The organism is Cupriavidus sp. 05L310, assembly GCF_056398185.1.
Window position 1 is genome coordinate 112,236 of the sequence record NZ_JBFTOX010000003.1, and the last position, 24,632, is coordinate 136,867.

Consider the following 24,632-nt stretch of genomic DNA (forward strand, 5'->3'; position numbering starts at 1 on the left):
TGTTTCAGCGTTCCACGGTGCGGTTCCACCGGTTGGTCCACTCGGCGCGCTTGTCGTTGACGAGCGTCCAGTTGGTCGGCAGCAGCTTGTCGATCTGCGCCTTGCCATAGGGCACCTTGGCCGATACCTTGGCATCGAGCGCGGTCTTGGCATTGACCGGGCCCCAGCCCTGCGAGTCCGCCAGCATGGCTTGCACATCTGGTGTCAACAGGTATTGGACCAGCGCCTGCGCCTGCGCGGGCACATCGCTTTGCACCACCGGGCAGGCCGCGATCATCAAGGCGGGAGCGCCTTCCTTCGGGTAGACGAACTCCACCGGGAAGCCGGTATCCTTCAGGCTCTGCACGCGGCCGCTGCCCCACACGGCCAGCGAGATATCGCCATTCTGGAAGAGTTCGGTCATCTTGCCGGGCGACGGTTCCCAGGCCAGCACGTTGGGCCCCACTTCCTTGGTCAGTGCGGTGAAGCCGGGATCGATGCTCTGCTCGCTGCCCTTGCGCAGCTTGGCGAACATCACCAGCGTTTGCAGGCCGTAGGTATTGCTGATGGGCGGGATGGCGATCTTCTGCTTCAGCTTCTTGTCCGCCAGCGCTTCCCAGGAATCGGGCTTTGGCAGCCCCGCCTTCTTGAAGGCTTCGGTGTTGTAGGCCAGGCCGGTGGCCACCACGCCCACGGCGGTGGCCTTGTCCGTGAGGCGGGCAAGCGGATACAGATCCTTGTACACCGGCGCATCCTTCAGCGTGTCGCAGAAGCCGAACTGCACTGCCTGGTACATGGGACCATCATCGAGCAGGACCACGTCCAGCTCCTGCTTGCCCTTCTGGGCCTGCAGCTTGGCCAGCGTGTCGGTGGAGTTGCCGGACACGTACACCACCTTGACCTTCTCCTTTGCCTCGAAGGCCGGGATGATCTTTTCCTTGAACAGTTTCTCGGTCGAGCCACCGTAGGAGCCTACATACAAGGTGGGCTGCTGCGCCACGGCCGCCGATGCCGAGAATGCCGCCAGGATGGCCGCCGCCACAATGTGCTGCTTCATCTTTTCCTTCCTCCGTGTGCACCAGTAATGGGCGATGCCTCACCAAATCAATGCAGAAACGTTATGGTTGCACCGCAACAGAAAATTCGGCAATAAGCTGCTTGAATCATTGCTACCTGGCATAGATTAGAGGGGCGGCCGACGCTTGAAAAATTCTTTTTTTTGGTTTATCCATAACATGGTGTTATAGACTTGAGACATGAAGATCCGACAACTCGAAGCCTTCCGCGCCGTCATGCTTTGCCAGACGGTGACGCGCGCCGCAGAAATGCTGCATATCTCACAGCCGGCCGCCACCCGGCTCATTGCCGACCTTGAAGAATCTGTTGGCTTTGCGCTATTCGAACGTGTGCGCGGCAGGTTGTACCCGACCGCCGAGGCGCAGGTGCTCTATGAGGAAGTGCAGCGCTCATTGGTCGGGGTGGAGCGCATCGCACTGGCCGCGCAGGACATCCGCGAGTTGCAGCGCGGCTCGTTGCAGATTGCCGCGGCGCCCGCGCTGGCCTTATCCTTCCTGCCGCGCGCCATCGCGGAGTTCCTGACGCAGCACGGTCAGACGCAGATCTCCATGCTGACGCACTCATCCCGCACCGTGGTGGACATGGTGGTGGGGCAGCGCTGCGATGTCGGGCTGGCGATCCTGTCGATGAACCACCCCAGCACGCATGGTGAGCGGCTGATTTCCACGCGGATGGTGTGCGCGCTGCCGGTCGGGCATCGGCTATGCAGCGAAGCGGTGATCCGGCCGCACGACCTGGCGGGGGAGAAATTCGTATCGCATCCACGCGCGCTGGATTCGCGCCTGCAGATTGATGCGCTGTTCGCCTCCTATGGGATCGAGCGCCAGCTGCAGGTGGAGACGCAGGTGTCGTGGAGCATCTGCGCGTTCGTGGAAGCGGGACTGGGGGTGGCGCTGATCGATCCGATCACCGCGCTGGAGTATCGCGGCAACGGCATTTGCTTTCGCGTCTTCGAACCGCAGTTGACGACGGATTTTTCCGTGCTGTTCTCAACCCAGCGGCCGCCGTCGCTATTGCTGAAATCGTTTATCGCCCACACGCGCGCGTTCGCGATCGCGCAGCTGGAACCGCACCTGGTGGTGGCATGAAGCTCGGCTCGCGCGGCGCAGGTCCGACTGCGCCGCGTGTCCCATTCGTGCCTCAGGGTTGTGCGTCGACGTAACCGGGATAGGCTTCCCGCGCCGCGGCGGGCGTCACCTTGCCATCGCGCAGGTCCTGCGCCAGCGCCTGCGCGCTACGCTGCGCGGGATCGCCATAGCCGCCGCCGCCCGGCGTCTCCATGCGCACGCTTTCGCCGGCTTCCAGCGCGATATTGGCGGTCTTGGAGAACAGCTCGCTTTCCTGCGCCGTGCCCGAGTTCCGTACCAGCCTTGCGCGCCGGCCATCGTGTCCGCCGTCCACGCCAGCAGGCACGCCTACGGTATGGCTGTCCGAGCGCGCGGAAAAGACAATGCCTGGCACCAGCGCGCGGATCTGCTTGGCGATGCCCAAGCCCCCGCGCGTGCGGCCGGCGCCGCCGGAGTCGGCAATCATCGCGTACTCATCCATGCGCAGCGGATACTCGTTCTCCAGCGCTTCGACCGGTAGGTTGGACGTGTTGGTCATATGCACGTGCACCGCGTCCATGCCGTCGCCGTCATAGCGTGCGCCGCTGCCGCCGCCAATCGTCTCCAGGTAGACAAAGTCGCCTGCACGCTGGCGCAGGCGCCCGGAGAACACGATGGCCGGGCATGAGTCATTGCCCGAGGCCATGATCTTTTCCGCCGGCAGCAGGCCGCGGAAGGCGCCGAAGATGGCGCCCGCTACCTTCTGGGCGGTGATGGAGCGCGCACCCACCGCGGCGGGCGGCTCGGGATTGGTGATGGTGCCGCGCGGCGCGCTGATGGTGATCGGGTCGAACATGCCGGCATTGGGTACGAGTTCCGGGTCCAGCAACGCCTTGACGGCGTAGTACACGGTGGCGCGCAAGGCGTTGATCGGTAGGTTCATGGCGCCGCGCGCCTGCTTGCCTGAGCCGGTGAAGTCGAAATGCAGCCTCCCTTCCGCCACGGTCAGGGTAACGCAGATGGGCACCGGATCGCCACCCATGCCGTCGTCGTCCAGGTAGCTGGTGAAGGTGTAGTTGCCCTCGCGCAGCTCGGCCACGCGGTTGGCCAGCCGGCGGCGGGTATAGCGGATTACGTCTTCCACCGAGCGGAGCACCGCCTCGAGCCCCATCTGCCGCAGCAGCCCGCGCACCGCCTCGGCGCCGCGCGCGTTGGTGGCCATCTGCACGCGCAGGTCCAGCATGCGCTCCTCGGGGTCGCGGGTATTGCTGCAGACCAGGCGCAACAGGTCATCATTGAGCTCGCCACTACGCGCGATGCGGCAGGCCGGGATGCGCACGCCTTCCTCGAAGATGCTGCGCAGCGTGCCGGCGATGGACCCCGGCACCGCGCCGCCCACATCGGAATGGTGCGCGATATTAGCGGTGAAGAAGCGCAGCGTGCCTTCCCAGAATACCGGCGTGACGATGTTGATGTCGGGCAGGTGGCTGCCGTTGGCCAAGTAGGGGTCATTGCAGATAAAGACATCGCCGTCGCGGATGGTATAGGCGGGAAACTGCGCCAGTACGGCCTCGATGGCGCCGTTCAGCGAGCCTAGGTGCAGCGGGATCTGCGTGCCCTGGGCCACTAGCCGCCCGGCGGCATCGAACAGCGCCACCGAGCAGTCCTTGCGCTCCTTGATATTGGTGGAGAACGAGGCCCGCACCAGCGTATTGTTCATGTCCTCGGTGATGGACAGCAGCCGGTTGCTGAACACTTCCATCTCGATAGGGTCGGCGAGTGCATCCTGGCTGGGTGCTGCGGCGCGGGTGGATTCAGTGGACATGTTCGCCTTCCTGGGTTTCCTGGCTTGCATTGATGGTGGGGACAGGCTCACGCTGGCCGCCGGCTACCGTGACGATGAGGTTGCCATAGGTGTCGACCTCGGCATGGTGGGTGGGGCCGAGCACGGTGGTCGAGCTCATTTCCTCGATCACTGCCGGGCCATCGATGCGCAGGCCCGCCCAAAGCTGGTCTCGGTCGTAGACCGGCGTCAGGCGCCAGCCATGCGCGCGGCCGTGGTAGACCTCGCGTTCTCCCTGCAGCGCCTGCGTCAGCGTGCCGCCGGCGCGGGCCGGCGCGAGCGGGGCCTTGATGACCTTGCCGACCGCCTGCACCCGGCAGTTGATGATCTGCACCGCGCGCCCCGGCACCTGGTAGCCGTACTCGCGCGCATGCTCGACCTCGAAGGCCGCCAGGAAGGACGCCAGCTTGTCGCCGTCGATGGCCTCCATCGGCACCTGGACCTCGAAGTTCTGGCCATCGTAGCGGGCGTCGATAGCGTAGTGCAGGCGCTGGCTGTCCGGCGCCACATGCTCGGCCTCGAGCCAGGCCTGCGCCTCGCCGCGCAACTGGGTGAATGCACTGACCACGCCTTCCCAGCCGGCGCCATCGGCCAGCGAGATCTCGCTGCGCACGAAGTCGAACGAGATATCGGTCAGCAGAATGCCGCGCGCACACATGGTGCCAGGCTCTTGCGGCACGATCACCACGGGAATGCCGCATTCCTCGGCCACCTCCACCGCGTGCAGCGGACCGGCACCGCCATAGGCGTACAGCGCGAACCGCGACAGGTCGTAGCCGCGCTCGGTGGACACGGCGCGGATGGCGCGGCTCATATTGGCGTTGGCGATGCGGATGATGCCCTCGGCGGCGTCTTCCAGCGGGATCCCCAGCGGCGCCGCTACCTGCTCGGCAATCACACGGCGGGCACCGGCCAGGTCCACCGGCATGCGGCCCTTGAGCAGCGCGACCGGGTTGAGGCGCTGCAGCGTGATTTCCGCATCGGTGATGGTGGGCTCGGTGCCGCCGCGCGCATAGCCCACCGGCCCGGGCACGGCCCCCGCGCTATGCGGGCCGACCTTGAGCGAGCCGGCGTCGTCGCGCCAGGCAATGCTGCCGCCGCCCGCGCCGATCACGTGGATGTCCACCATCGGCGTCTTGACCGGATAGCCGGCCACCTGGCGGTTCGATGTGAACAGGGGCCGGCCCGCGGAGATCAGCGAGACGTCGGTGCTGGTGCCGCCGACATCGAAGGTGACCAGGTCGGGCCGGCCGATGACGCCGCCTACCGCGGCCGCGCCCACCACGCCGGCGGCGGGGCCGGAGAGGCAGGTACGCACCGGATACTGGCGCACCGCGGCGGCCGACATCAGGCCGCCGTTGGAGTGGATGGTGTGGGGCCGCTGGGCAATGCCCAGCTCGGCCACGCGTGCCATGAAGCGATCCAGGTAACGCGCCATGCGCGGGCCCACGGCTGCGTTCAGCACGGTGGTGGAAAGGCGCTCGTACTCGCGGAATTCCGGCAACACTTCGCTCGACAGGCTGACATACGCGCCGGGCATGACGTCTTCCACAATGGCCCGGGCGCGCTGCTCGTGCGCAGGGTTGCGATAGGCATGCAGGAAGCAGATCGTCACTGCCTCCAGACCGGCGGCGCGGAAGGCTTGCGCGGCGCGGCGCACGGCCGCCTCGTCCAGTGGCGTTACGACGTGGCCCTGGGCATCCAGCCGTTCAGGTACTTCGATGCGGTGCGCGCGGGGCACCAGCACCGGCGGCTTGGTCACGCTGTAGTCGAACAGGTGAGGGCGGGTCTGCCGGCCGATTTCCAGGATGTCACGAAAGCCCTGGGTCGTGATCAGGCCCACCGCCGCGCCTTTGCGCTCGATGATGAGGTTGGTGGCCACGGTGGTGCCATGGCCCACGTGCGCCACATCGGCGGGTGCCACGCCGTGGTCGCGCAGCAACTCGGCAATGCCGCGCTCGATGGCCTCGGACGGGTCGTGCGGGGTGGAGGGGACCTTATGGAACTGCACGGCCCCGGCCGCCTCGTCGATCATGGTGAAGTCGGTGAAAGTGCCGCCGACGTCGATACCGATTCGGTACATGTTGGGTTCCTGGGTTGCGCTGGTGAGGACGGGGAGAATCGGGATGTTGGGAGATCAGGAGTTGAACGCGCGCTTTGGCTGCCCGCCGGGCGGCAAGGGCCGCCCGGCAGCATCTCATTCGGGCTTGATGCCTGCGGCTACCGCCACCTTGTGCCATTTGGCCATATCGGCGCGGATGAACTGGGTGAACTCCGCCGGGGACATGCCTGACGGCTGGGCGCCTTGCTCTGTGAGGTAGGCGCTCATCTTCTTGTCGTGCATGACCGCCATCAGCTCGCGCGACAGGCGGCCCGCGATCTCGGGCGGCATATTTGGCGGCCCGAACAGGCCGAACCAGACAATGGCCTCGAAACCCGGATAGCCGGACTCCGCCACAGTGGGCACCTGCGGCAGCATCGGCGAGCGCGTGAGCGACGTCACGGCGATGGGCTTGAGCTTGCCGCCCTTGATGTAACTGTAGGAGGTCATCACCACATCCATCATGCTGTTGACATGTCCGCCGATCAGGTCGGCCATGGCGGGGCCCGATCCCTTGTAGGGCACATGGGTGAGCGATACCCCCGCGGTGGACTTGAACAACTCGAAGGCCAGGTGGTTGGAGGTGCCCTCGCCATTTGAGGCAAAGGCGTACTTGCCCGGCTCGCGCTTTAGCAGGCCCACGAATTCTTTCATATTGCCGGCCGGCACCGCGTTGTTCACCACGAGCACGTTGGGGATGGTGGCGACCATGGTGAGCGGCGTGAAGTCTTTAAGCGGGTCGTACGGCAGCTTGGCGAACAGGCTGGGTGCCACCGCATGGGTGCTCACCGAACCCATCAGGATGGTGTAGCCATCCGCTGGCTGGCGCGCTACGAACTCGCTGCCCACCGTGCCGCCCGCGCCGGGCCGGTTCTCTACCACCACGGTGCCCTTGACGCGTTCCCCCAGATCCTCCGCGATCTTGCGTGCAATCAGGTCCGTCGAGCCGCCAGCGGCAAACGGCACTACCAGACGGATCACCTTGGCAGGCCAGGGGGCTTGCGCGTGCGCACTGGTACTGCCCAACAGGAGTGGACACAAGATGGGGAGGCAGGACAACAGGTGCTTCAGGGTAGGCATCACTTAGTTCTCCGTAGTGGGGAAACTGGCAGCGCAACTGCCTGCATGCACTCACTGGCTTCGGGCTGGCAGGCTAGCCAGCCCCGTGCGCGGATACATGGCCAGGGTCGAATCGGGGCTGGTGCGACGAAGCCGGTTGACATCATCTTAGGCAGCCGGCCGGCCGCCATGCGATGCTGTTACCTTTATACTGGTATCCATCAGACAAATACTGCGCGCCGCCGCTGGCATGGCTGCCAATGTCCACTGACAGCCTCTGACGCTGGCACGGCGCTCGCTTAAGCTGTGTTCCTAATGGACCGATTCCATGAAAAGTGCCGACCTGAACCTTGTCGCCCACTTTGATGCACTGATTTCGTGCCGCAACGTGTCCCGTGCGGCCGAGCAGATGCAGCTTTCCCAGCCCGCCATGAGCGCGGCGCTGAGCCGCCTTCGGCGGCTGTTCAACGATCCGCTGCTAGTGCGCGAAGGTGCGCAGTGGAAGGCCACCGCACGGGCGCTTGAGTTGCATCGGACCTTTGCGCCTATCCTGCAGCAATGGCAAGCCGCCACCGCGCCGCGCGAGGAATTCTCACCGGCCAGCAGCAAGCGGGTGATCTCAATTTATGCGACCGACTATGTACAGTTCGCCATGTTGCCCAAAGTCGTGGCCAAGGTGGCGCAGGAGGCGCCTCACATGCAGTTGCGCGTGTTGCCCGCGCGCCTGCAGCACGGGCTCAGCATGCTCGAGACTAACCATGTCGAGATGATTGCGGGCTACTACCCCGAGCCAGCGCCGAACTTGCGCGCGCGTTTCCTGTTCGAGGAGCCCACCGTATGCCTGATGCGCGCCGGTCATCCTTCCCTGGAGCGCCCTTGGAACCTCAACGCCTTCCTGCGTTACAAGCACATCGACCTCGCCGCGCATACCCGCTATTTCAGCGAGCGGATCGACCGAGCGCTGGAAGGGTTGGGCCGGAGCCGGCAACTGGCGGTAACGCTGTCGAGCTATCTGGCCTGCCCGCATGTGGTCGCCGAGTCCGACATGATTGCGACTTTGCCTAGCAGCGTCGCCAACGCCCTGGTACACAGCACCAATACAGTGATCAGGGAGGTTCCGATTTCCCTGCCGGCCCTTAGCGTGTCCCTGTATTGGCATGAGCGCTACCAGACTGATCATGGGCATGCATGGTTGCGGCAAGTGATTGGGGACATTTTTTGAGGGTAGCCGCTTCATCGGTCCAGCCGGCATCTTCAATGCAGCTGTTTTATGAAGCGCAATTAATCGCCTACACCTGACCCCATCTTCCAATGACACCTGGTTTCTTTCTATGGAACAATACTGATCGTTTTCGTCGTGAGAGCCCAGGTTACGTCAGCAATCAAGCGCTTGTGCCGACTTCGCGGACGATTCGGCCGACGGGGTTTTCCTTATCTGATTGTTGCCGTATCAGCCGGGGATCGTGCGCCGGCCGCGTATATGCGGCCCGCTCGCTTGCCGACGATCCCCTCCAGGTTCAGTGCCAGAGCATTGTCTTAGAGCCACTCGCCACCATCGACGCACCATCGACGTCGGCATTTACACCAGACCCATAGGCGGGTCTCTTCGTAATTTCATCATCGCGGCCTTGCACTTGTCGTTGGGCTGGCCGCGCAGATCTCAGCGGCCACTCGCAGTCGACGAGGTTCGAACTATTAAACCGTAGACGTGCTGGCTTGCACGGGGTACGGCCGCCGCTGACTGCCACTACTAGCAGTCGGTCAGCATTAACGGAAGGATTCCAGTCGTCGAGCACAGGGATGCGATGCCGGATCGCGCCTTGTCTGCGCACGCCCGCGCCGGTCGCACGGCATCCCCATCGCAACTCAGTTGGATTTCGGCGCAGTCGCTGGCCGAGATAACGCGCGTGCCGCACGATGTGCTTGCAGTCCCTGCGCCCGGTTCGCATCGGCCTGTGTAACGTGTCCCGCCTGCAATAGCGGATCAGATCAAAGCCATCGGCAGAAGCTGCGCGAGCCGCTGGCAGCGCCGCACCGGTCACAGACATCCTGTTCTCGTTGAGTCCTTGGGCAAGTGAGCCAGCGGCGCGCTGGTCAGCGCGAGCCTTCCCCGATTTCATGGCCTCGACGTGAGCATTTCTGCCAACAAGAATGAAAGAGTCGGCAATTGCCGCGCGGCGGGCTGGTTGCTACGCTGACAACTCCACGCGATGCAAGCCGCATCTTTGCGACGTCCGGGTCAAGGCGACAGTTAGTCACCGTCAGTGCAATGCGATCATGGGCGGTACAAACGATAGGGCAGAAAACAAAGGCCAGACAAGACTACAAGCTCGCTCAAGAGAGGAGACAACACACAATGAAGAAAGAAATTGTTGCAGGCATTCAGAGGCTGGAATGTCTGCGTTCTATCGCGCTACGGGTATTTTCCACTGTCGCCGTTGTGATGGCGATGCTGTCCCCGGCCTTTGCTGCCGATGCGTATCCATCGAGGCCGATTGAGTTCTGGATTCCGTTCCCCCCTGGTGGGCCGACCGATGCGTCCTTGCGTGTCTTGCTGGACGGCGCCGGCAAGGCGCTCAACCAGCGGATGGTGCCGATCAACAAGCCAGGAGTCGGTGCAACACTTGCGGCGTCTGTGATGACCCAGACCGCAGCGTCCGATGGGTACACCCTGTCGATGGTCGCAGCGAATATCTTTCGTATGCCACATCTCCAAAAAACGGCTTATGACCCGAGAAAGGACTTCACCTATATTATCGGGCTCACAAACTACCGCTACGGACTTGTCGTCCGCGCCGATGCCAGGTGGAAGAGCCTGGAAGAATTCCTCGCCTATGCCAAGGCCAATCCTGGCAAGGTGACTTACGCATCGGTGGGCATCGGCAGCTCCGGCCATATTGCCATGGAGAAGCTGGGCAAGGCGGCCGGGGTACAGTTCACGTTCGCACCCTACAAGGGTGGCTCCGAGGAGATGATGGCCTTGCTGGGCGGCAACGTAGACGCCGTGCTGGATCCCGGCTGGGGACAGTACGCAGTGGCGGGCAAGGTACGTGCGCTGGCGATCGTGGGCGAGAGCCGGTTCCCGCGCTTCAAGGAAGTGCCGACTCTGAAGGAACGAGGGTATGACATCACGGCCAGTTCGCAGGTCGGCATTGTCGGCCCCAAGGGAATGGACCCTGTTATCGTAAAAAGGCTCCATGACGCATTCAGAATGGCGACGCAGGCACCGGCGTATGCGAAGTCGCTGGAGGCTATCGATCTCGAAGACGTTTACCTCAGTAGCGAGCAGTATGTGAAGTTCGCCGCAGAGCAGTACGAGCGCGAGAAGTCTTCCGTCCGGGAGCTGGGCATTAACCTCGACTGAAGTTCTCCGCAGTGATGCTGATCGATGCCGGCTCGGAATGATCTGCCGACAACGCCTGTAGCGAGAGGCGTCGTACGTGGCAGACGAAGACGCAAGCACGATGCGCAGCCCAAGCGCTCGCTAGACGCCCGATTCACGCCGCCACATGGTTGCACGGAGGAGGGGCCGTGGGCGCACTGCGGCGTGGGTGGGCATGGGAGACTTACTCCTTCGTGGCCTCGTTGCGCAATCCTCGCCTGACCAAGTCCATCAGCGCCTGCCGCACGGCTTCGGCGCTGGTTTTACCTGTCGGGAAGAGAAACTGCGCCGACACCCCCCGCATGGCGCCGATGATGGCTACCGACTCGGCGTGGGGGTCGATGTCGGCGCGGATGCTCCCCTCCTCGATGCCCCGGCGGATATGCGCTTCCACAATGCTGACCGACTCCGCGTTGAGCAGCTCCAGCGCGTGGGCCACCGGCCCGGTTGACGTGACCCGCTCCGACAGCAGCACATGCAGGGCGCGCAGGGTGGTGTCGTGGGCAGGATTGCGCCCGACATAGAAGCCAACGATCCCCACCACGGTGTCCAGCCCCGGCCGCCAATCCGCGACGGTCCTCCGGGCGGCCCGGACATCGACGCCAATCTGTTCCACCAACGCTACCAGCAGTCCCTCCTTGTGGCCATAGTGGTGTGCGGCGAGGCCCCGGCTGTAGCCGGCGTGCTCGCCCACGTCCGCCAGCGTCAGGCCGGCGATGCCCTTTTCGCAGACGAGCGCCATAGCGCTGTCCATGATGCGCCGCGCTGCCTCTTCGCGCCGCTCTTTCTGGGTGCGGCGGGCACGGGAGGCCGGGCGGTCATTCGAGGTGTTGTCGTCGATGCCCATGCAAGAACGCTCCTTAGATCGCGCGAATGATAACGCAGTGGCGTGCGGCTCACCCCAGGCTTCGGCTTGGGGAATCCACTTATTTGTTAATCAACAAGTAAGTTATAGCCTTAGCCTGTACTGGACGTTGCCAGCAATGGCCGGGCAAGGGCAGGGCGGCGCACCGGTCGCACCAAAAAGAAGCAGGAAAGGAGACTGTCGTGAACGGCTTGAGTCGCATCCTGGGGATTGCCTGCGCGGCGTCCACGCTCATCGTGCCCTGGCAGCCAGCCTCGGCGACACCGGACAACCCCAACGATTTTCCGCGGAAACCGGTCCACCTGATCGTGCCGACCGCGCCCGGCGGCGGGGCGGACTACATGGCGCGGCTGGTGGCCGACAAGCTCGGCAAGACGTGGGGGCAGCCCGTGGTCGTCGAAAACCGGCCTGGCGCGAGCAGTGTGGTTGGAACCACCGTCGTGGCGCGGGCGCAGCCCGATGGCTACACGCTCCTGTTCACGTGGACGGCCCTGATCCAGTCGGCCGTGCAGAAGACCAAGCCGCCTTACGACGTCTTTGCCGACCTCGCCCCGGTCAGCGAGGTGGCGCGCTCAAGTTTCGTGCTGATGGGTACCAGTTCGCTGCAGGCGAGCAACGCCAAGGAGTTCGTCACGATGGCGAAGCAGCGGCCTGGCGAGTTTAACTACGGCTCCTACGGCAACGGCACGTCGTCGCACATCCTGGCCGAACTGCTGAAGCAGAGCGCCGGCATCAGCATGGTCCACGTTCCGTACAAGGGCGGCGGGCCGTTGCTGGCGGACCTGCAGGCGGGGCACATCCCGGTTGCCTTCCTCGACTTCGCCAGCGCGCGCTCGGCTGTCGGCAACGGTCGCCTCAAGTTGCTCGCGATCACCAGCAGCGAACGCTCGCCGTACTTCAAGTCGACCCCGACCTTCAGTGAGCTGGGCATGCAGGGGCTGGACCTTGAGGGGTGGTTTGGCATCCTCGCGCCGCGCAAGGTCGACCCGATGCTCGTGCAGAAGATCGCGCGAGATGTCGCCAGGACGATCCGCGATCCGGAGGTCACGCGCAAGCTGGAAGACCTCGGCGTGACGGTGGTCGCAAGCAGCCCTGAAGCCTTCGAGCGGAAGCTGGGCGCAGACGAAGCCAAATGGAGAAGAGTCATCACCGAGGCTTCGATTCAGGCGGATTGACGCCTCCCTAACGCCATCCGCCGGAACGCCGCCATGACGACTCAACTGACTCCCTCCTTCTTTTCGCTCGCGCTTGCCGCCCTGCGGCGCTACCCCGACCGCATTGCCTTCCAGTGGCCAGATGGGCAAATGACCTACCGCCAGACGGCGCGTCTGATTGGACGTCTTCAGGCGTCATTGCACCGGCTGGGCATTGGCCCGGGGACGCGCGTGGCATTGTTGGCCGCCAACCGTGCCGACATGTGGTGCGCCGGGATGGCCGTGCAGGGGCTGGGTAGCGTCACGTCGTGGCTGCATCCCAAGGGTTCGCTGGAGGCGCACTGCTTTCAGCTGGAGGATGCCGAGGTCGCCGCGGTGATCGTCGATGCCGACCACTACGGTCATCGCTGCGGCGAGTTTGCCGCGCGGGTGCCCGCCTTGCGGGTGCTGACGCTGGGTAAGGCCGACGGCGGCGCCGACCTGCTGGCGCTGTCGGATGGCGCGGCGCCGGAGCCCGTTGACCTGTCGATCGGCAAGGAGGTTGCCACGCTGTCCTATACCGGTGGCACCACCGGCCGGCAGAAGGGTGTCGCCAAGTCGGGCGCGGCCAACGCCCATGCCACCTTGCAGATCCTGGCCGACTTCGACATGCCCGCGATGCCCCGCTTCCTCGCCGTGGCGCCGATCAGCCATGTCACCGGAACCAATCTTGTACCGACTCTGCTGCGCGGCGGCACGGTCCACCTGCTGGCGACGTTCGATCTCGATGAGATCGCATCGGTCATCGCGCGCGAGCGCATCAACGCAATGATGATGGTGCCGACGATGATCTACGGGCTGCTGGACCATCCCCGGTTAGCCGCCTTCGATCTGTCGTCGCTGGAACTGCTGCTCTATGCCGGCGCCCCCATCTCGCGCCATCGCCTGCAGGAGGGGTTGGAAAGGCTTGGGCCAGTGTTTTGTCAACTCTACGGACAGTCCGAATGCTCGCCGATCGCGGCGCTGCGCAAAGAGGATCATGACCTGTCCAGGCCGGAACAACTCGAGGCCTGTGGGTTCCCCGTAGCCGGCTGCGAGGTACGCTTGCTCGACGACGACGACCGCGAGGTGCCGCCGGGGGAGCCTGGCGAGATCTGCGTGCGCAGTCGCTCCGCCATGGGCGGGTACTGGCGCCAGCCGGAGCTGACCGCGCAGGCGTTCGCCGGCGGCTGGCTCCATACGGGCGACGTCGCCCGCGCCGACGAGACCGGCCGCCTCTACATCGTCGACCGAAAGAAGGACATGATTGTCAGCGGCGGCTTCAACGTCTATCCACGCGAAGTCGAGGATGCACTCGCGACGCACCCGGCAGTCAGCATGGGCGCCGTCATCGGCGTGCCCGACCCGAAGTGGGGCGAAGCGGTCACCGCCTATATAGTGCTGCGCGCCGGGAAGTCCGCCACCAAGGAGGAGTTGGTCAGCCACGTCAAGGCGCTCAAGGGCAGCGTCAACGCGCCCAAGCGCGTCGAGATCGTTGACGCCTTGCCGCTGACTCCGCTCGGCAAGCTGGACAAGAAGGCGCTGCGCGCCAGGCACTGGCAAAGCCAATCCCGCAATGTCGGCTGATGCCGCCCTTCCAACCAACCCGATTTACCCCATGCACATTCCGCGCACCTTCAGTTCCCGTCTGCCCGACGCCATCGCCCGCCGCCTCGCCCTGCCGTTGATCGCCGCCCCGATGTTCCGTGTCTCGGGGCCGGACCTGGTGGTCGCGGCGTGCCGCGCCGGGGTGATCGGCTCGTTCCCGACGGCGAATTGCCGTTCGACGGAGGACCTCGATTCGTGGTTGCTGCACTTCCGCGAGTCACTATCGCCCGACGATGCGCCGTTTTGCCCCAATCTGATTATGCGGCGGGAGTCGCTGCGCGACGAACTGGCCTGCCTGCTGCGGCATCGGGTCGAAATGGTCATCACCAGTGTCGGCGCGCCGGATCCGGTCATCGGGCAGTTGCACGACATTGGCTGCCTGGTGCTTGCGGACGTCGCTTCCGTGCGTCACGCCCGCAAGGCTGTCGCCGCTGGCGCGGACGGGCTCATCCTGCTGACTGCTGGGGCGGGGGGGCAGACTGGCTGGGCCAATGGCTTCGCTTTTGTGCGGGCGGTGCGCAGCTTCTTCGACGGGCCCGTTGTGCTGGCGGGCGGCATCTCGGACGGCGTGGGGTTGCTGTCCGCCCAGGTGCTGGGCTGCGATCTGGCCTACATGGGCACCAAGTTCATCGCCACGCGCGAGAGTCTGGCGGTGGACGGATACAAGGACATGCTGGTGTCTAGCGAGTTAGACGACGTGCTCCTGTCGCGCGCCTTCACTGGTCTGGAGACCAACACGCTGATTCCGTCCATTGTCGCTAGCGGCCTCGACCCGAAGAGCCTGCCCACCGACATGACGCAGGAGCGGGCCGACGCCTTGTACAGCAGCAAGGGCACGGCCGGCATCAGGCGCTGGCGCGACATCTGGAGCGCGGGCCATTCCGTCTCTGGCGTGGATCGGACCGAGACAGTACGGGAACTCGTTGCGCGGACCGGGGAGGAATACAAGGCGGCGTGCGAAACGACGTGCCGGACGCTAGGCGGCAAATGCTATGGTGCTGCTGCGGAGTAAGGAACCGGGCAAACCGGGGCCGGCCGGTGCGCGCGGCGTGGCTGGCCGGTAATAGGAGGGTTGCTTTTCACCCTGGCTACCAGTCTCCAGCCGATCCACAAAAACCGTTTCTGCGTGCTGATAGGCAGCGAAGACGTCGTCTGAGATCTGAGAACTGGATTCAACCGATGTCCTCAACGGTGACTCAACACACGATTGCCATCTTGCAGGTCGAACAGATCCTGCAGGGCGCGCGACTACGCGGTCTGGCGATAGAGCCGATTCTGCTTCGTGCCAGCATTGCCCCGGCGCTTCTGGAGTCATCGCTATCCAGGGTCACGCAGGAGCAATATGCTGCGCTGATCCGCACGCTCCGTCATGTGATGCGAGACGAGATCTGGGGCCTATGCAGCCGCCCATTGCGGCTGGGAAGCTTTGTGCAGGTCTGTCGTCAGTTGATCCACTGTCGCACGCTTGGCGAAGCCCTGCGCACCGGATTCCAAATCTATCACCTGTTGCTCGATGACTTCGTGCCTCGCTTGGTAGTGGAGCGTGAGCTTGCCTCGGTGCGTCTGGTATCGAATGGCATCCGCGATCCCCGCATGCGCTATGCCGACCTCACCTTCTGCTTCTTCACCTATGGGCTGGCCTCCTGGCTGGTTGCGCGACGCATTCCGGTGCACGAACTGATGTACCGGCCAAGTGATCAGGGTTGCAGCAGCGATGCTGGTCGTGTGTTCCAAGCTCCGGTAGCCTATGCATACCCCTGGGTTGGCTTCCGCTTCGAAACCCGATGGCTCGACCTGCCAGTAGTACAGACACATCAGAGCCTTGTTGATTTCGTGCGGCGTGCGCCAGCCGGTCTGCTGATCAGATATCGAGATCAAGGCAGCCTCAGCGAGCGGATCCGGCGCCAGTTCCGTCGCCATCTTGCCGGCGACATGCCGTCGTTGGAGGTGGTCAGCGAGTCGCTTGCAATGACACCGCAGACTCTGCGTCGTCGGCTGCGGGAGGAGGGGCTGGGTTTCCAGGGGATCAAGGACGAACTGCGACGTGACGCGGCCATTGAATACCTCGCGCAGCCCGACCTTACCTTGCTGGATATCGCCAACCGGCTCGGATTTTCGGAGGCCAGCACCTTCCATCGCGCTTTCAAGGGCTGGACCGGTCAAGCGCCGGGCGTCTACCGACAGACACACCTGAAATCGGGCCCGTCGTCATCTCCCTGATCTCTCCTGCCAAGCCGGGTTGGCCGTTGTTGCCAACGCGGCTTGGCATTGCCCGGTGCCCACCTGAATTCAGTTCCTGTTTCAAGCGCACCCGGGCTCCTTTGCCTTGACGTTGCAGCCTGCGCGACAGGGCAGAGCGCGCGCTCGGCACAACTGACTACCTCCGCGAGCGCGTTGATACTTTTTGCCAATCATTTTGTTCCAAAACGCGATTGGCGACACGACGCCGGGGCCGCACACTGCGGTCAGTGGGCCTTCCGTAGCGGCACCAGCCGGTAAGTTCGAAGATTCAGGGCGCGGGCGATAGACCTTTGTCTGTTTGATGGCACGGCGTTCGAACCGAACTCGCACATCGTGGCGCGAACCAAGCCTTTGCAGTGGATTCTCATGAACATATTCATCCCGCCCACCCGAACCCCGACGTTCGCCCTGTCCTAAATTTCTATTTCAACCAGGAGCCAACCTCATGACCCAGATGAAAAGACCCGTACACGTCGTCGGTGTCGGCATGATTGCCTTCACCAAGCCTGGCGCCAGTGACTCCTACCACGTCATGGGCGCGCGCGCCGCAAAGCTGGCGCTGGACGACGCAGGTGTCAACTATGCCGATGTGCAGCAGGCCTATGTCGGCTACGTCTACGGCGACTCCACGGCCGGGCAAGCGGCGATCTACGGCGTAGGGCTGACTGGCATCCCGGTGTTCAACCTGAACAACAACTGCTCCACCGGCTCCAGCGCACTGTTCCTTGCGCGTCAGGCAGTCGAAAGTGGAAGCGTCGAATGCGCGATCGCGCTCGGCTTCGAACAAATGGTGCCCGGCGCGCTGAAGGGCGCCTACGACGACCGTCCGTCACCGATGATGCGCTTCGTGGATGCCATGACCGCGCACCAAGGCTATCAGCCCGATGCGCCGCGCGCGGCACAGTTCTTCGGTGGCGCGGGCGTCGACTACATGAAGAAGTACGGCATCCGTGCGGACACGTTCGGGCGTATCTCGGTCAAGGCGCGGCAGCACGCTGCGCGCAATCCTCTGGCTGTGTTTCGTCAGACGCTGACGCTCGACGAGGTGATGGCCTCCCCCAATGTGTTCGGGCCGCTTACGCGCTACCAGTGCTGCCCGCCGACGTGCGGCGCGGCCGCGGCTATCGTCTGCTCGGCTGATTTCGCACGCAGGCACAACCTCAACTTGGGTGTAGTGATCGCCGCGCAGGCCATGACTACTGACACCGCTGCCACCTTTGAGAGCGATGACATGCGCAAGGTTGTCGGCTACGACATGACGGTGGCGGCGGCCAAGCAGGTGTACGAGGCGGCTGGCATCGGTCCGGATGACCTGGACGTGGTCGAGTTGCACGACTGTTTCAGCGCAAACGAACTGATTACCTATGAGGGTCTTGGCCTCACGCCGGAGGGCACGGCAGAGAAGTTCATTCTCGACGGCGATAACACCTATGGTGGTCGGGTGGTGACCAACCCCTCGGGCGGCCTGCTATCCAAGGGGCACCCTCTCGGGGCGACTGGCCTGGCCCAGTGCGCGGAGTTGGTATGGCAACTGCGTGGCCAGGCCGGCCAGCGCCAAGTCGAGGGGGCGCGTCTCGCTCTTCAACACAACCTCGGCTTGGGCGGCGCGTGCGTGGTTACGCTGTACGAGGCGGTTTGAGGGGCGGGATTATGATCGACAAGCATTCCATCGGACACACTTTCCCTTCGTTCAGCGTGCCAGTCGAGGCCGGGCGGCTGCGCTTCTTCGCCAAGGCGACCGGACAGACAGACCCGCTCTACATTGACGAAGCTGCTGCCAGCGCCGCCGGCCATCCGGCGCTGCCCGTGCCGCCGACTTTCCTGTTCTGCCTGGAGATGGAGTCGCCCGACCCGGCAGCCATCCGCAACCTGCTTGGCATGGACTACCGCAGCTTGCTGCATGGCGAGCAAGGCTTCACCTACCACGTCATGGCTCACGCCGGCGACACGCTGACCTTCACGCAACGCATCGACGACATCTACGAAAAAAAGGGAGGCGCTCTGGAGTTCGTGGTTAGAAAGACAGCAGTCACCAATCAGCGCAACGAGCGAGTGGCCGAACTGCGCTGTGTCACCGTGATCCGCAACACGATGGGGAAATGAGATGACATCACCTGCAGTTGACCTGGACCGCCTGAAGGTGGGCGATAGCCTGCCTTCGCTCGAACTGCCACTGATCTCCCGTTTGAATCTGTCGCTCTACTGCGGCGCGTCGAGCGACCACAACCCCATCCATGTGGACACGGATTTCGCGCGGGCCGCGGGTATGGCCGATGTGTTCGCTCACGGGATGTTGTCCATGGCCTGGCTCGCTCGCCTGCTCACACAGTGGGTGCCGCAACCGGCGATTCGAGATTTCAGCGTGCGGTTCGCTGCCATCACCCAGGTTGGAGAACGCATTAGCTGTGCCGGCCGCGTCGTGGAACTGTTGTCCAAGGATGGCGAGCGGTGCGCCCGCGTCGAAGTCGCCACGACCAACCAGGATGGCCAGACAAAGCTGGCGGGCGAAGCGCTGATCGCGTTTGCCTGATTTCTCTCAACCCATATAGGCATTCACTCAGGCATTCACGATGACTCGCAAACTCGAAGGAAAGGTTGCCCTTGTCTCTGGTTCGGGCCGCGGCATCGGCCGCGAAATTGCACTCAAGCTCGCCAGCGAAGGCGCGGGAGTGGTGATCAACGACCTGGACGCTGCCCCGGCTGAGCAGACCGTGGCTGAGATCCGCGCGTGCGGAGGGGAGGCTGCGGCCTGCGTCGGCAGCGTGACGGATGCTGGCTTCGCCGACCGCTTTGTTCAGCAGGCGCTGGAGAGCTTCGGGGGCTTGGACATCATCATTAACAACGCCGGCTATACCTGGGACAGCGTGGTACAGAAGATGACCGACGAACAGTGGGAGGCAATGCTCGCCGTGCACCTGACGGCACCGTTCCGCATCCTGCGCGCTGCGTCCGGCTTCATTCGCGACGCGGCCAAGCGCGAGGCTGAGGCTGGCGCGCCGGTCTTCCGCAAGGTCGTCAATATCTCCTCTACCTCGGGCGTGTACGGCAATGCCGGGCAAGCCAACTACGCCGCCGCCAAGGCGGGCATAAACGGCTTGACCAAGGCGATGGCCAAGGAGTGGGGGCGCTACAAGGTGAACGTCAACAGTGTCGCCTTCGGACTGATCATGACGCGCCTGACTGAGGTCGCCGCGGATGCTGACGCGAAGATCGACATCGGTGGTCAACAGATCAGAGTTGGCGTGAATCCGCAAGTGTTGAAGAACGCCGAGGCACTGATTCCGCTTGGCCGTGGCGGCACACCCCAGGAGGCGGCGGGAGCGGTCTACATGTTCTGCATCCCCGAGTCTAACTATGTCAGTGGCCAAGTGCTGGTCTGCGGCGGGGGCCGGCCATGAACACCGTCGCTCGCCCCTGGACCGATTCCGATCTGGAGATGCTGCGTGAGACCGCGCGTCGCTTCTTCGAGAGGGAATGCGTGCCCAATGAGGTGCGCTGGGCCAGGCAACACCATGCTGATCGTGATATCTGGGTCAAGGCGGGTGCGGCGGGGCTGTTGTGCGCGAGTATCCCCGAGGAATATGGCGGCGGAGGGGGCAGCTTCCTGCACGAGGCGGTGATCTGCGAGGAGCAGTGCAGCGCCATGGTTGGTGCTTTCAGCAACAACGTGCATAGCGGCATTGTCGCGCACTACATCCTCGCTTATGGCAGCGAGACGCAGAAGCGGCGCTGGTTACCTCGCATGGCGTCCGGGGAACTGGTTGCGGCGATCGCGATGAGCGAACCAGGCGTTGGAACCGACCTGCAGCGTATAAAGACCGTCGCACGGCGAGGTACTTCCTATGTGATCAATGGGTCGAAGACATTCATTACGAACGGGCACCACGCCAACCTGATCGTCGTGGCCGTCAAGACCAACTCCGCAGCCGGCGCAAAGGGAGTCTCGCTGGTCGTTGTGGAGACCGACGGGCTACCCGGATTCCGACGAGGCCGGTTGCTGGACAAGTTGGGACAGAAGTCGCTGGATACCGCGGAACTGTTCTTTGACGACGTCCGTGTGCCGGCGGGAAGCCTGCTCGGCGATGAGGAGGGGCGCGGCTTTGGGCAACTGATGCAGCAACTGCCTCAGGAGCGGCTACTGATTGCTGTGGGGGCCGTGGCCACAATGCACCGCGCCATTGCAGACACGACCGAGTACGTACGACAGCGCCAGGTCTTCGGCCAGCCGCTGACGAGCCTGCAGAATACGCGCTTCAAGCTCGCGGAGTGCGCGACCCAGGCCAAGGTTTCCCGCAGCTTTGTGGACGATTGCATCCAGCGCTTGCAACGCCGCGAGCTGGACGTTCCAACTGCGGCAATGGCCAAGTGGTGGACCACTGATACCACCTGCAAGATCGTTGACGAGTGCCTGCAGCTGCATGGCGGCTACGGCTACATGCTGGAGTATCCGATCGCTCGCATGTATGCCGACGTTCGTGTGAGCAAGATCTACGGTGGCGCGAACGAGGTGATGAAGGAAATCGTCGCGCGCTCGCTGGATCGCTGACGGGAGCGCCGCCTCGTGCGGGTTGCGTCCGATAAAATACAAGGAGACCTGAGGCATGCCAGCCCTCCCAAACCGCTTCTGGCCAAAGGGCCTGGGACACTCGATCCGCGTGCCCCAGGTACCGTTGACGCACTACCTGGACGTAGCTGCCGCTCGATTTCCGGATAAGCCCGCGATCGTGTTCGGTGGCGCCGCCTTGACATTCGCGCGCCTGCACGAGCGAGTGGAGGCGCTGGCTGGTTATCTTCGGCAGCGACTCGGTGTGAAGCCGGGCGACCGGGTGTTGCTGCTGAGCCAGAACTGCCCGCAGTATGTGACTGCCTACTACGGCGTGCTGCGCGCCGGTGCGGTCGTCGTGCCAGTCAACGCCATGAGCACCACGGCCGAGCTGCGCTATTACAGGGACGACAGCGGAGCGCGGATTGCCATTACAGCGCAGGAGTTGCTGCCGCAGGTTCTCCCGCTTCTGGAAGACCAGCCGGTCCTGGAGACCGTGCTGGTCCATGCCTATAGTGACGCGCTAGCGAGCCTCGCCGACGAGGAGGACCTCCCGGACGTGGTGCGGGCACCGCGCGAGCCGCTGGCCCATGCACGCCTGATCGCTTTTGAAGCGGCGCTTGCCGAGTGCTTGCCATGCCCCGAGGAGTCGCCCGGGGCGGGAGACCTGTGCGTCCTTCCCTATACGTCCGGGACCACTGGCCACCCTAAGGGATGCATGCACACGCATGCCACCGTGCTGGCTGCCACGAGCGCCTCGCAACTGTGGCGCGGACTGCATGCCGAGTCAGTGTTCCTCGCAGTGGCACCGCTGTTCCACATGCTTGGCATGCAGAACGCGATGAACCTGCCCATGACGCTGGGCGCCACGGTGGTAATGCTGCCGCGCTGGCACCCGGCGGCGGCGGCCCGCCTCATTGAGCGACACCGCGTTTCGGTATGGGCGGCGCCGCCAGCGATGTTGATCGACTTCTTCGCTCAACCCGAGGTGCTGAACCGGGACCTGGGGAGCTTGTCTCTCCTGATGGGCGGCGGGGCGGCGATGCCGGAAGCGGTGGCAAGCATGCTGCAGGAGCGGTTTGGCATCAGCTACAACGAGGCCTATGGCATGACCGAGACGGCTTCCTTCCTGCATGCCAACCCTCTGGCCCGAGGCAAGCGGCAGTGCCTGGGTGTGCCGGCTCCGGGCGTCGACTCGCGCACTGTCGATCCAGCCACGCTGCAGGAGTTGCCACAGGGGGAGGTCGGTGAACTCGTGACGCACGGAGCGCAGATGATGCTGGGGTACTGGCGGAACAAGGAGGCAGACGCAGCCTCGTTCTTCGAGCGCGACGGCAAGCGCTTCTTCCGCACCGGCGACCTGGCGTGTGTGGACGAAGATGGCTACTTCTTCATGCGCGACAGGCTCAAGCGAATGATCAATGCCTCTGGATACAAGGTCTGGCCCGCGGAGGTGGAAAACGCCATGTACGAGCACCCGGCTGTGCACGAGGCCTGCATTATCGGGATCGAGGACGACAAGCGCGGCGAGACCGTGAAGGCGCTCATTGTCCTGAGGCCTCAGTTTCGGGGCCAGGTCTCCGAGCAGGACATTATCGACTGGAGCCGCCAACGCATGGCGGTCTACAAGGCACCGCGTCTGGTGGTGTTCGTCGACAGTCTGCCGAAGTCCGGCACCGGCAAGATCCTTTGGCGCGAATTGCAGGAAGCGCATCGCACAGGAAACGGGCAATGATTGGCCCATTCGCACAACCGATATCCCAGCAAGCAGGAGACCTCATGACATCCATTGATCAATTTCAGGACAAGACCGTTTTCGTGGCCGGCGGCAGCAGCGGCATCAATTTTGCTATTGCGAAGGCCTTTGCCGAGCGCGGCGCCCGCGTCGCCATCGCGAGCCGTACGCCGGAGAGGGTGCAGGCTGCAGTAGCGCAATTGCGTGAGCTTGGCGGGGAAGCGCTGGGCTTCGCCGCCGATGTGCGGGACGCCGATGCGATCGCCGCGGCGCTAGGCCACGCCCATGCCGCGTTCGGCGACATTGATGTGCTCGTATCCGGCGCCGCAGGCAATTTCGTTGCGCCTGCCCTGGGCATGTCGACCAAGGGTTTTCGCACCGTAGTGGACATCGACCTTAACGGAACATTCCACGTCCTGCGCGCGGCCTACGCTTACCTGCGCAAGCCAGGGGCCTCGGTATTGAGCATCTCGGCGCCGCAGGCCTTCAATCCAACGAAGTACCAGGCACATGTCTGCGCGGCGAAGGCGGGGGTGGATATGCTGACCCGCGTGTTGGCCATGGAGTGGGGTGGCGACGGCATCCGCGTCAACTCCATTGTGCCTGGCCCGATCGGCGACACAGAGGGCGTGCGGCGTCTGGCGCCGACGCCGGAGGCGCTCGCTCACATGCAGGCTTCGATCCCGCTACGCCGCTTCGGCCGAGTCGATGACGTTGCAGATATGGCGCTATTCCTGAGCTCGCTGCGTGCGCAATTCGTAACCGGTGCGGTGATTCCGGTGGACGGTGGCAGTTCGCTGGCCGGAGGGCGCGACCTTGGCTCCGCTGTGGCCGCCTGAATCGGAGAGATCCATGGAGCAAGCCTTCCAAACCATCCGCTTCGAAGTTCGTGAGCAGGTTGCCACGCTTACGCTGGACAACCCGGGCAAGCGCAACGCGCTGGACCCGGCCATGCGCGTAGAGGTTGCGCAGGTGGTAGCGCATGTTCGGCAAGAACGCGAGATACGGGCTCTGGTCATTACCGGGGCCAACGGCCATTTCTGCTCCGGAGGTGACCTGAAGAACATCGCTGGCGCGAACCTCGACAACGAGGGCTGGCGTGCACGTCTACAAGAGCTTCACGAATGGCTGCAAGCCTTGTTGATGCTGGATCGGCCAGTCATCGCCGCGGTAGATGGGGCAGCATACGGCGCCGGCTTTAGTCTGGCACTGGCGGCGGACTTCGTGCTCGCTACGCCGCGCGCCCGGTTTGCGATGTCTTTCTTGCGCGTCGGCCTGGTGCCAGACTGTGGTGCGTTCTATACCCTGCCACGTATCGTGGGTGTGCAGCGAGCCAAGGAGTTGATGCTCACGGCCCGGGAGCTCGAAGCGTCCGAGGCACAGCAACTGGGCATCGTGATGGAGTTGCACGCGCCGGACGTTCTGCTAGCGCGCGCCCACGCGCTGGCTGCGAGTTTCGTGAAGGCCTCACCGGTTGCAGTGAGCCTGGTCAAGCGCACGCTGGCCGCCACCGGCGGCGGCGACCTCCAGGCTCTCCTGGAGATGGAGGCTTCCGCCCAGGCACTGGCAATGGGTACGGCGCAGCATCGTGAGGCGGTGAACGCCTTCCTGAACAAGCAGCCGGCACCGTTCCAGTGGCCGCCCGCATCATCATCCAGTGCTGCGCCCATTTGACCGAAGCCGGCCGCTGGTCGCAAGCATAGTGTCGCCGCGGCGACCCGAGACCATCGAAATGCAATTCATATCTGCTGAGATCGACACTGCCACGCTGTTCAATCAGGTGGCCTTCAATCACCTGCCGGGCTTGTGCCGTGAATTCGTCGATGCTGTTGTGGCGCGGCTGTCGTTGCAGTCGCGGCTCAGTCTGACCAATCACTCATTTTTTTGCCAATGGTTTTTGATCTGATTTGTGATTGCCGCGATCTCGTACATGCGCTTGAATCCAGGCTGGACCCGCCCCAATCGGGCAGACAAAACAAAA

21 protein-coding genes are annotated in these 24,632 nt (G+C 63.9%); 16 read left to right on the forward strand and 5 right to left on the reverse strand.

Annotated features, from left to right (window positions below; translation table 11 throughout):
* Nucleotides 1–4: 4 nt before the first annotated feature.
* On the reverse strand, nucleotides 5–1,036 hold the full coding sequence (locus tag AC1DS6_RS02935) for an ABC transporter substrate-binding protein (RefSeq protein WP_477101979.1): 1,032 nt from the start codon (nucleotides 1,034–1,036) through the stop codon (nucleotides 5–7).
* Nucleotides 1,037–1,235: 199 nt separating this feature from the next.
* Here AC1DS6_RS02935 and AC1DS6_RS02940 point away from each other — a divergent pair, with 199 nt between their 5' ends.
* The gene (locus AC1DS6_RS02940; RefSeq protein WP_477101980.1) at nucleotides 1,236–2,144 is read left to right on the forward strand and encodes a LysR substrate-binding domain-containing protein; all 909 of its coding nucleotides are present in this window, start codon (nucleotides 1,236–1,238) and stop codon (nucleotides 2,142–2,144) included.
* A gap of 52 nt (nucleotides 2,145–2,196) precedes the next feature.
* Here AC1DS6_RS02940 and AC1DS6_RS02945 read toward each other — a convergent pair whose 3' ends face one another.
* The 3 genes from AC1DS6_RS02945 to AC1DS6_RS02955 all read right to left on the reverse strand — a co-directional run bounded on the left by AC1DS6_RS02945 (nucleotide 2,197) and on the right by AC1DS6_RS02955 (nucleotide 7,126).
* Nucleotides 2,197–3,927 (reverse strand): hydantoinase B/oxoprolinase family protein, encoded by a 1,731-nt coding sequence (locus AC1DS6_RS02945; protein WP_477101981.1) that lies wholly within the window; start codon nucleotides 3,925–3,927, stop codon nucleotides 2,197–2,199.
* Nucleotides 3,917–6,028, reverse strand: coding sequence for a hydantoinase/oxoprolinase family protein (locus AC1DS6_RS02950; RefSeq protein ID WP_477101982.1), 2,112 nt, complete (start codon nucleotides 6,026–6,028; stop codon nucleotides 3,917–3,919). The genes AC1DS6_RS02945 and AC1DS6_RS02950 overlap by 11 nt, the downstream gene beginning before the upstream one ends.
* 114 nt (nucleotides 6,029–6,142) lie before the next feature.
* A complete protein-coding gene (locus tag AC1DS6_RS02955) occupies nucleotides 6,143–7,126 on the reverse strand; it encodes a Bug family tripartite tricarboxylate transporter substrate binding protein (RefSeq protein ID WP_477101983.1) in 984 nt (327 codons plus the stop codon).
* Between the two features lie 307 nt (nucleotides 7,127–7,433).
* On the opposite strand from AC1DS6_RS02955, the gene AC1DS6_RS02960 reads away from it, so the two are divergent.
* Nucleotides 7,434–8,327, forward strand: a complete 894-nt coding sequence (locus AC1DS6_RS02960) for a LysR family transcriptional regulator (protein WP_477101984.1) — start codon at nucleotides 7,434–7,436, stop codon at nucleotides 8,325–8,327.
* A 1,134-nt stretch (nucleotides 8,328–9,461) separates the two neighbouring features.
* Nucleotides 9,462–10,469: a tripartite tricarboxylate transporter substrate binding protein gene (locus AC1DS6_RS02965; protein ID WP_477101985.1), complete on the forward strand. Its 1,008-nt coding sequence runs from the start codon at nucleotides 9,462–9,464 to the stop codon at nucleotides 10,467–10,469.
* Between the two features lie 202 nt (nucleotides 10,470–10,671).
* Here AC1DS6_RS02965 and AC1DS6_RS02970 read toward each other — a convergent pair whose 3' ends face one another.
* On the reverse strand, nucleotides 10,672–11,334 hold the full coding sequence (locus AC1DS6_RS02970; protein WP_477101986.1) for a TetR/AcrR family transcriptional regulator: 663 nt from the start codon (nucleotides 11,332–11,334) through the stop codon (nucleotides 10,672–10,674).
* A 200-nt stretch (nucleotides 11,335–11,534) separates the two neighbouring features.
* Here AC1DS6_RS02970 and AC1DS6_RS02975 point away from each other — a divergent pair, with 200 nt between their 5' ends.
* The 13 genes from AC1DS6_RS02975 (at nucleotide 11,535) to AC1DS6_RS03035 (ending at nucleotide 24,557) form a co-directional block, all read left to right on the forward strand.
* The gene (locus AC1DS6_RS02975; RefSeq protein ID WP_477101987.1) at nucleotides 11,535–12,527 is read left to right on the forward strand and encodes a tripartite tricarboxylate transporter substrate binding protein; all 993 of its coding nucleotides are present in this window, start codon (nucleotides 11,535–11,537) and stop codon (nucleotides 12,525–12,527) included.
* Nucleotides 12,528–12,560: 33 nt separating this feature from the next.
* Nucleotides 12,561–14,111, forward strand: a complete 1,551-nt coding sequence (locus tag AC1DS6_RS02980) for an AMP-binding protein (RefSeq protein ID WP_477101988.1) — start codon at nucleotides 12,561–12,563, stop codon at nucleotides 14,109–14,111.
* Entirely contained in the window at nucleotides 14,101–15,144 is a 1,044-nt protein-coding gene (locus tag AC1DS6_RS02985; RefSeq protein WP_477101989.1) for an NAD(P)H-dependent flavin oxidoreductase, read from the forward strand. The genes AC1DS6_RS02980 and AC1DS6_RS02985 overlap by 11 nt, the downstream gene beginning before the upstream one ends.
* Before the next feature lie 167 nt (nucleotides 15,145–15,311).
* Nucleotides 15,312–16,352 (forward strand): AraC family transcriptional regulator, encoded by a 1,041-nt coding sequence (locus AC1DS6_RS02990; RefSeq protein WP_477101990.1) that lies wholly within the window; start codon nucleotides 15,312–15,314, stop codon nucleotides 16,350–16,352.
* 475 nt (nucleotides 16,353–16,827) lie between these two features.
* Nucleotides 16,828–18,012 (forward strand): lipid-transfer protein, encoded by a 1,185-nt coding sequence (locus AC1DS6_RS02995; protein WP_477102056.1) that lies wholly within the window; start codon nucleotides 16,828–16,830, stop codon nucleotides 18,010–18,012.
* Nucleotides 18,013–18,023: 11 nt separating this feature from the next.
* Nucleotides 18,024–18,476 carry a MaoC family dehydratase N-terminal domain-containing protein gene (locus tag AC1DS6_RS03000; RefSeq protein WP_477101991.1) on the forward strand — a complete coding sequence of 151 codons (453 nt, stop codon included), beginning with the start codon at nucleotides 18,024–18,026 and terminating at the stop codon, nucleotides 18,474–18,476.
* A gap of 1 nt (nucleotide 18,477) precedes the next feature.
* Complete coding sequence (locus AC1DS6_RS03005; protein WP_477101992.1) at nucleotides 18,478–18,903, forward strand: MaoC family dehydratase; 426 nt, start codon at nucleotides 18,478–18,480, stop codon at nucleotides 18,901–18,903.
* Between the two features lie 40 nt (nucleotides 18,904–18,943).
* Complete coding sequence (locus AC1DS6_RS03010) at nucleotides 18,944–19,771, forward strand: SDR family NAD(P)-dependent oxidoreductase (protein ID WP_477101993.1); 828 nt, start codon at nucleotides 18,944–18,946, stop codon at nucleotides 19,769–19,771.
* Entirely contained in the window at nucleotides 19,768–20,919 is a 1,152-nt protein-coding gene (locus tag AC1DS6_RS03015; protein ID WP_477101994.1) for an acyl-CoA dehydrogenase family protein, read from the forward strand. The genes AC1DS6_RS03010 and AC1DS6_RS03015 overlap by 4 nt, the downstream gene beginning before the upstream one ends.
* A gap of 55 nt (nucleotides 20,920–20,974) precedes the next feature.
* Entirely contained in the window at nucleotides 20,975–22,651 is a 1,677-nt protein-coding gene (locus tag AC1DS6_RS03020; RefSeq protein ID WP_477101995.1) for a long-chain-fatty-acid--CoA ligase, read from the forward strand.
* A gap of 44 nt (nucleotides 22,652–22,695) precedes the next feature.
* On the forward strand, nucleotides 22,696–23,490 hold the full coding sequence (locus AC1DS6_RS03025) for an SDR family oxidoreductase (protein WP_477102057.1): 795 nt from the start codon (nucleotides 22,696–22,698) through the stop codon (nucleotides 23,488–23,490).
* A gap of 13 nt (nucleotides 23,491–23,503) precedes the next feature.
* Nucleotides 23,504–24,325: an enoyl-CoA hydratase/isomerase family protein gene (locus AC1DS6_RS03030; RefSeq protein WP_477101996.1), complete on the forward strand. Its 822-nt coding sequence runs from the start codon at nucleotides 23,504–23,506 to the stop codon at nucleotides 24,323–24,325.
* 58 nt (nucleotides 24,326–24,383) lie between these two features.
* Nucleotides 24,384–24,557: a hypothetical protein gene (locus tag AC1DS6_RS03035; RefSeq protein ID WP_477101997.1), complete on the forward strand. Its 174-nt coding sequence runs from the start codon at nucleotides 24,384–24,386 to the stop codon at nucleotides 24,555–24,557.
* Nucleotides 24,558–24,632: the final 75 nt, after the last annotated feature.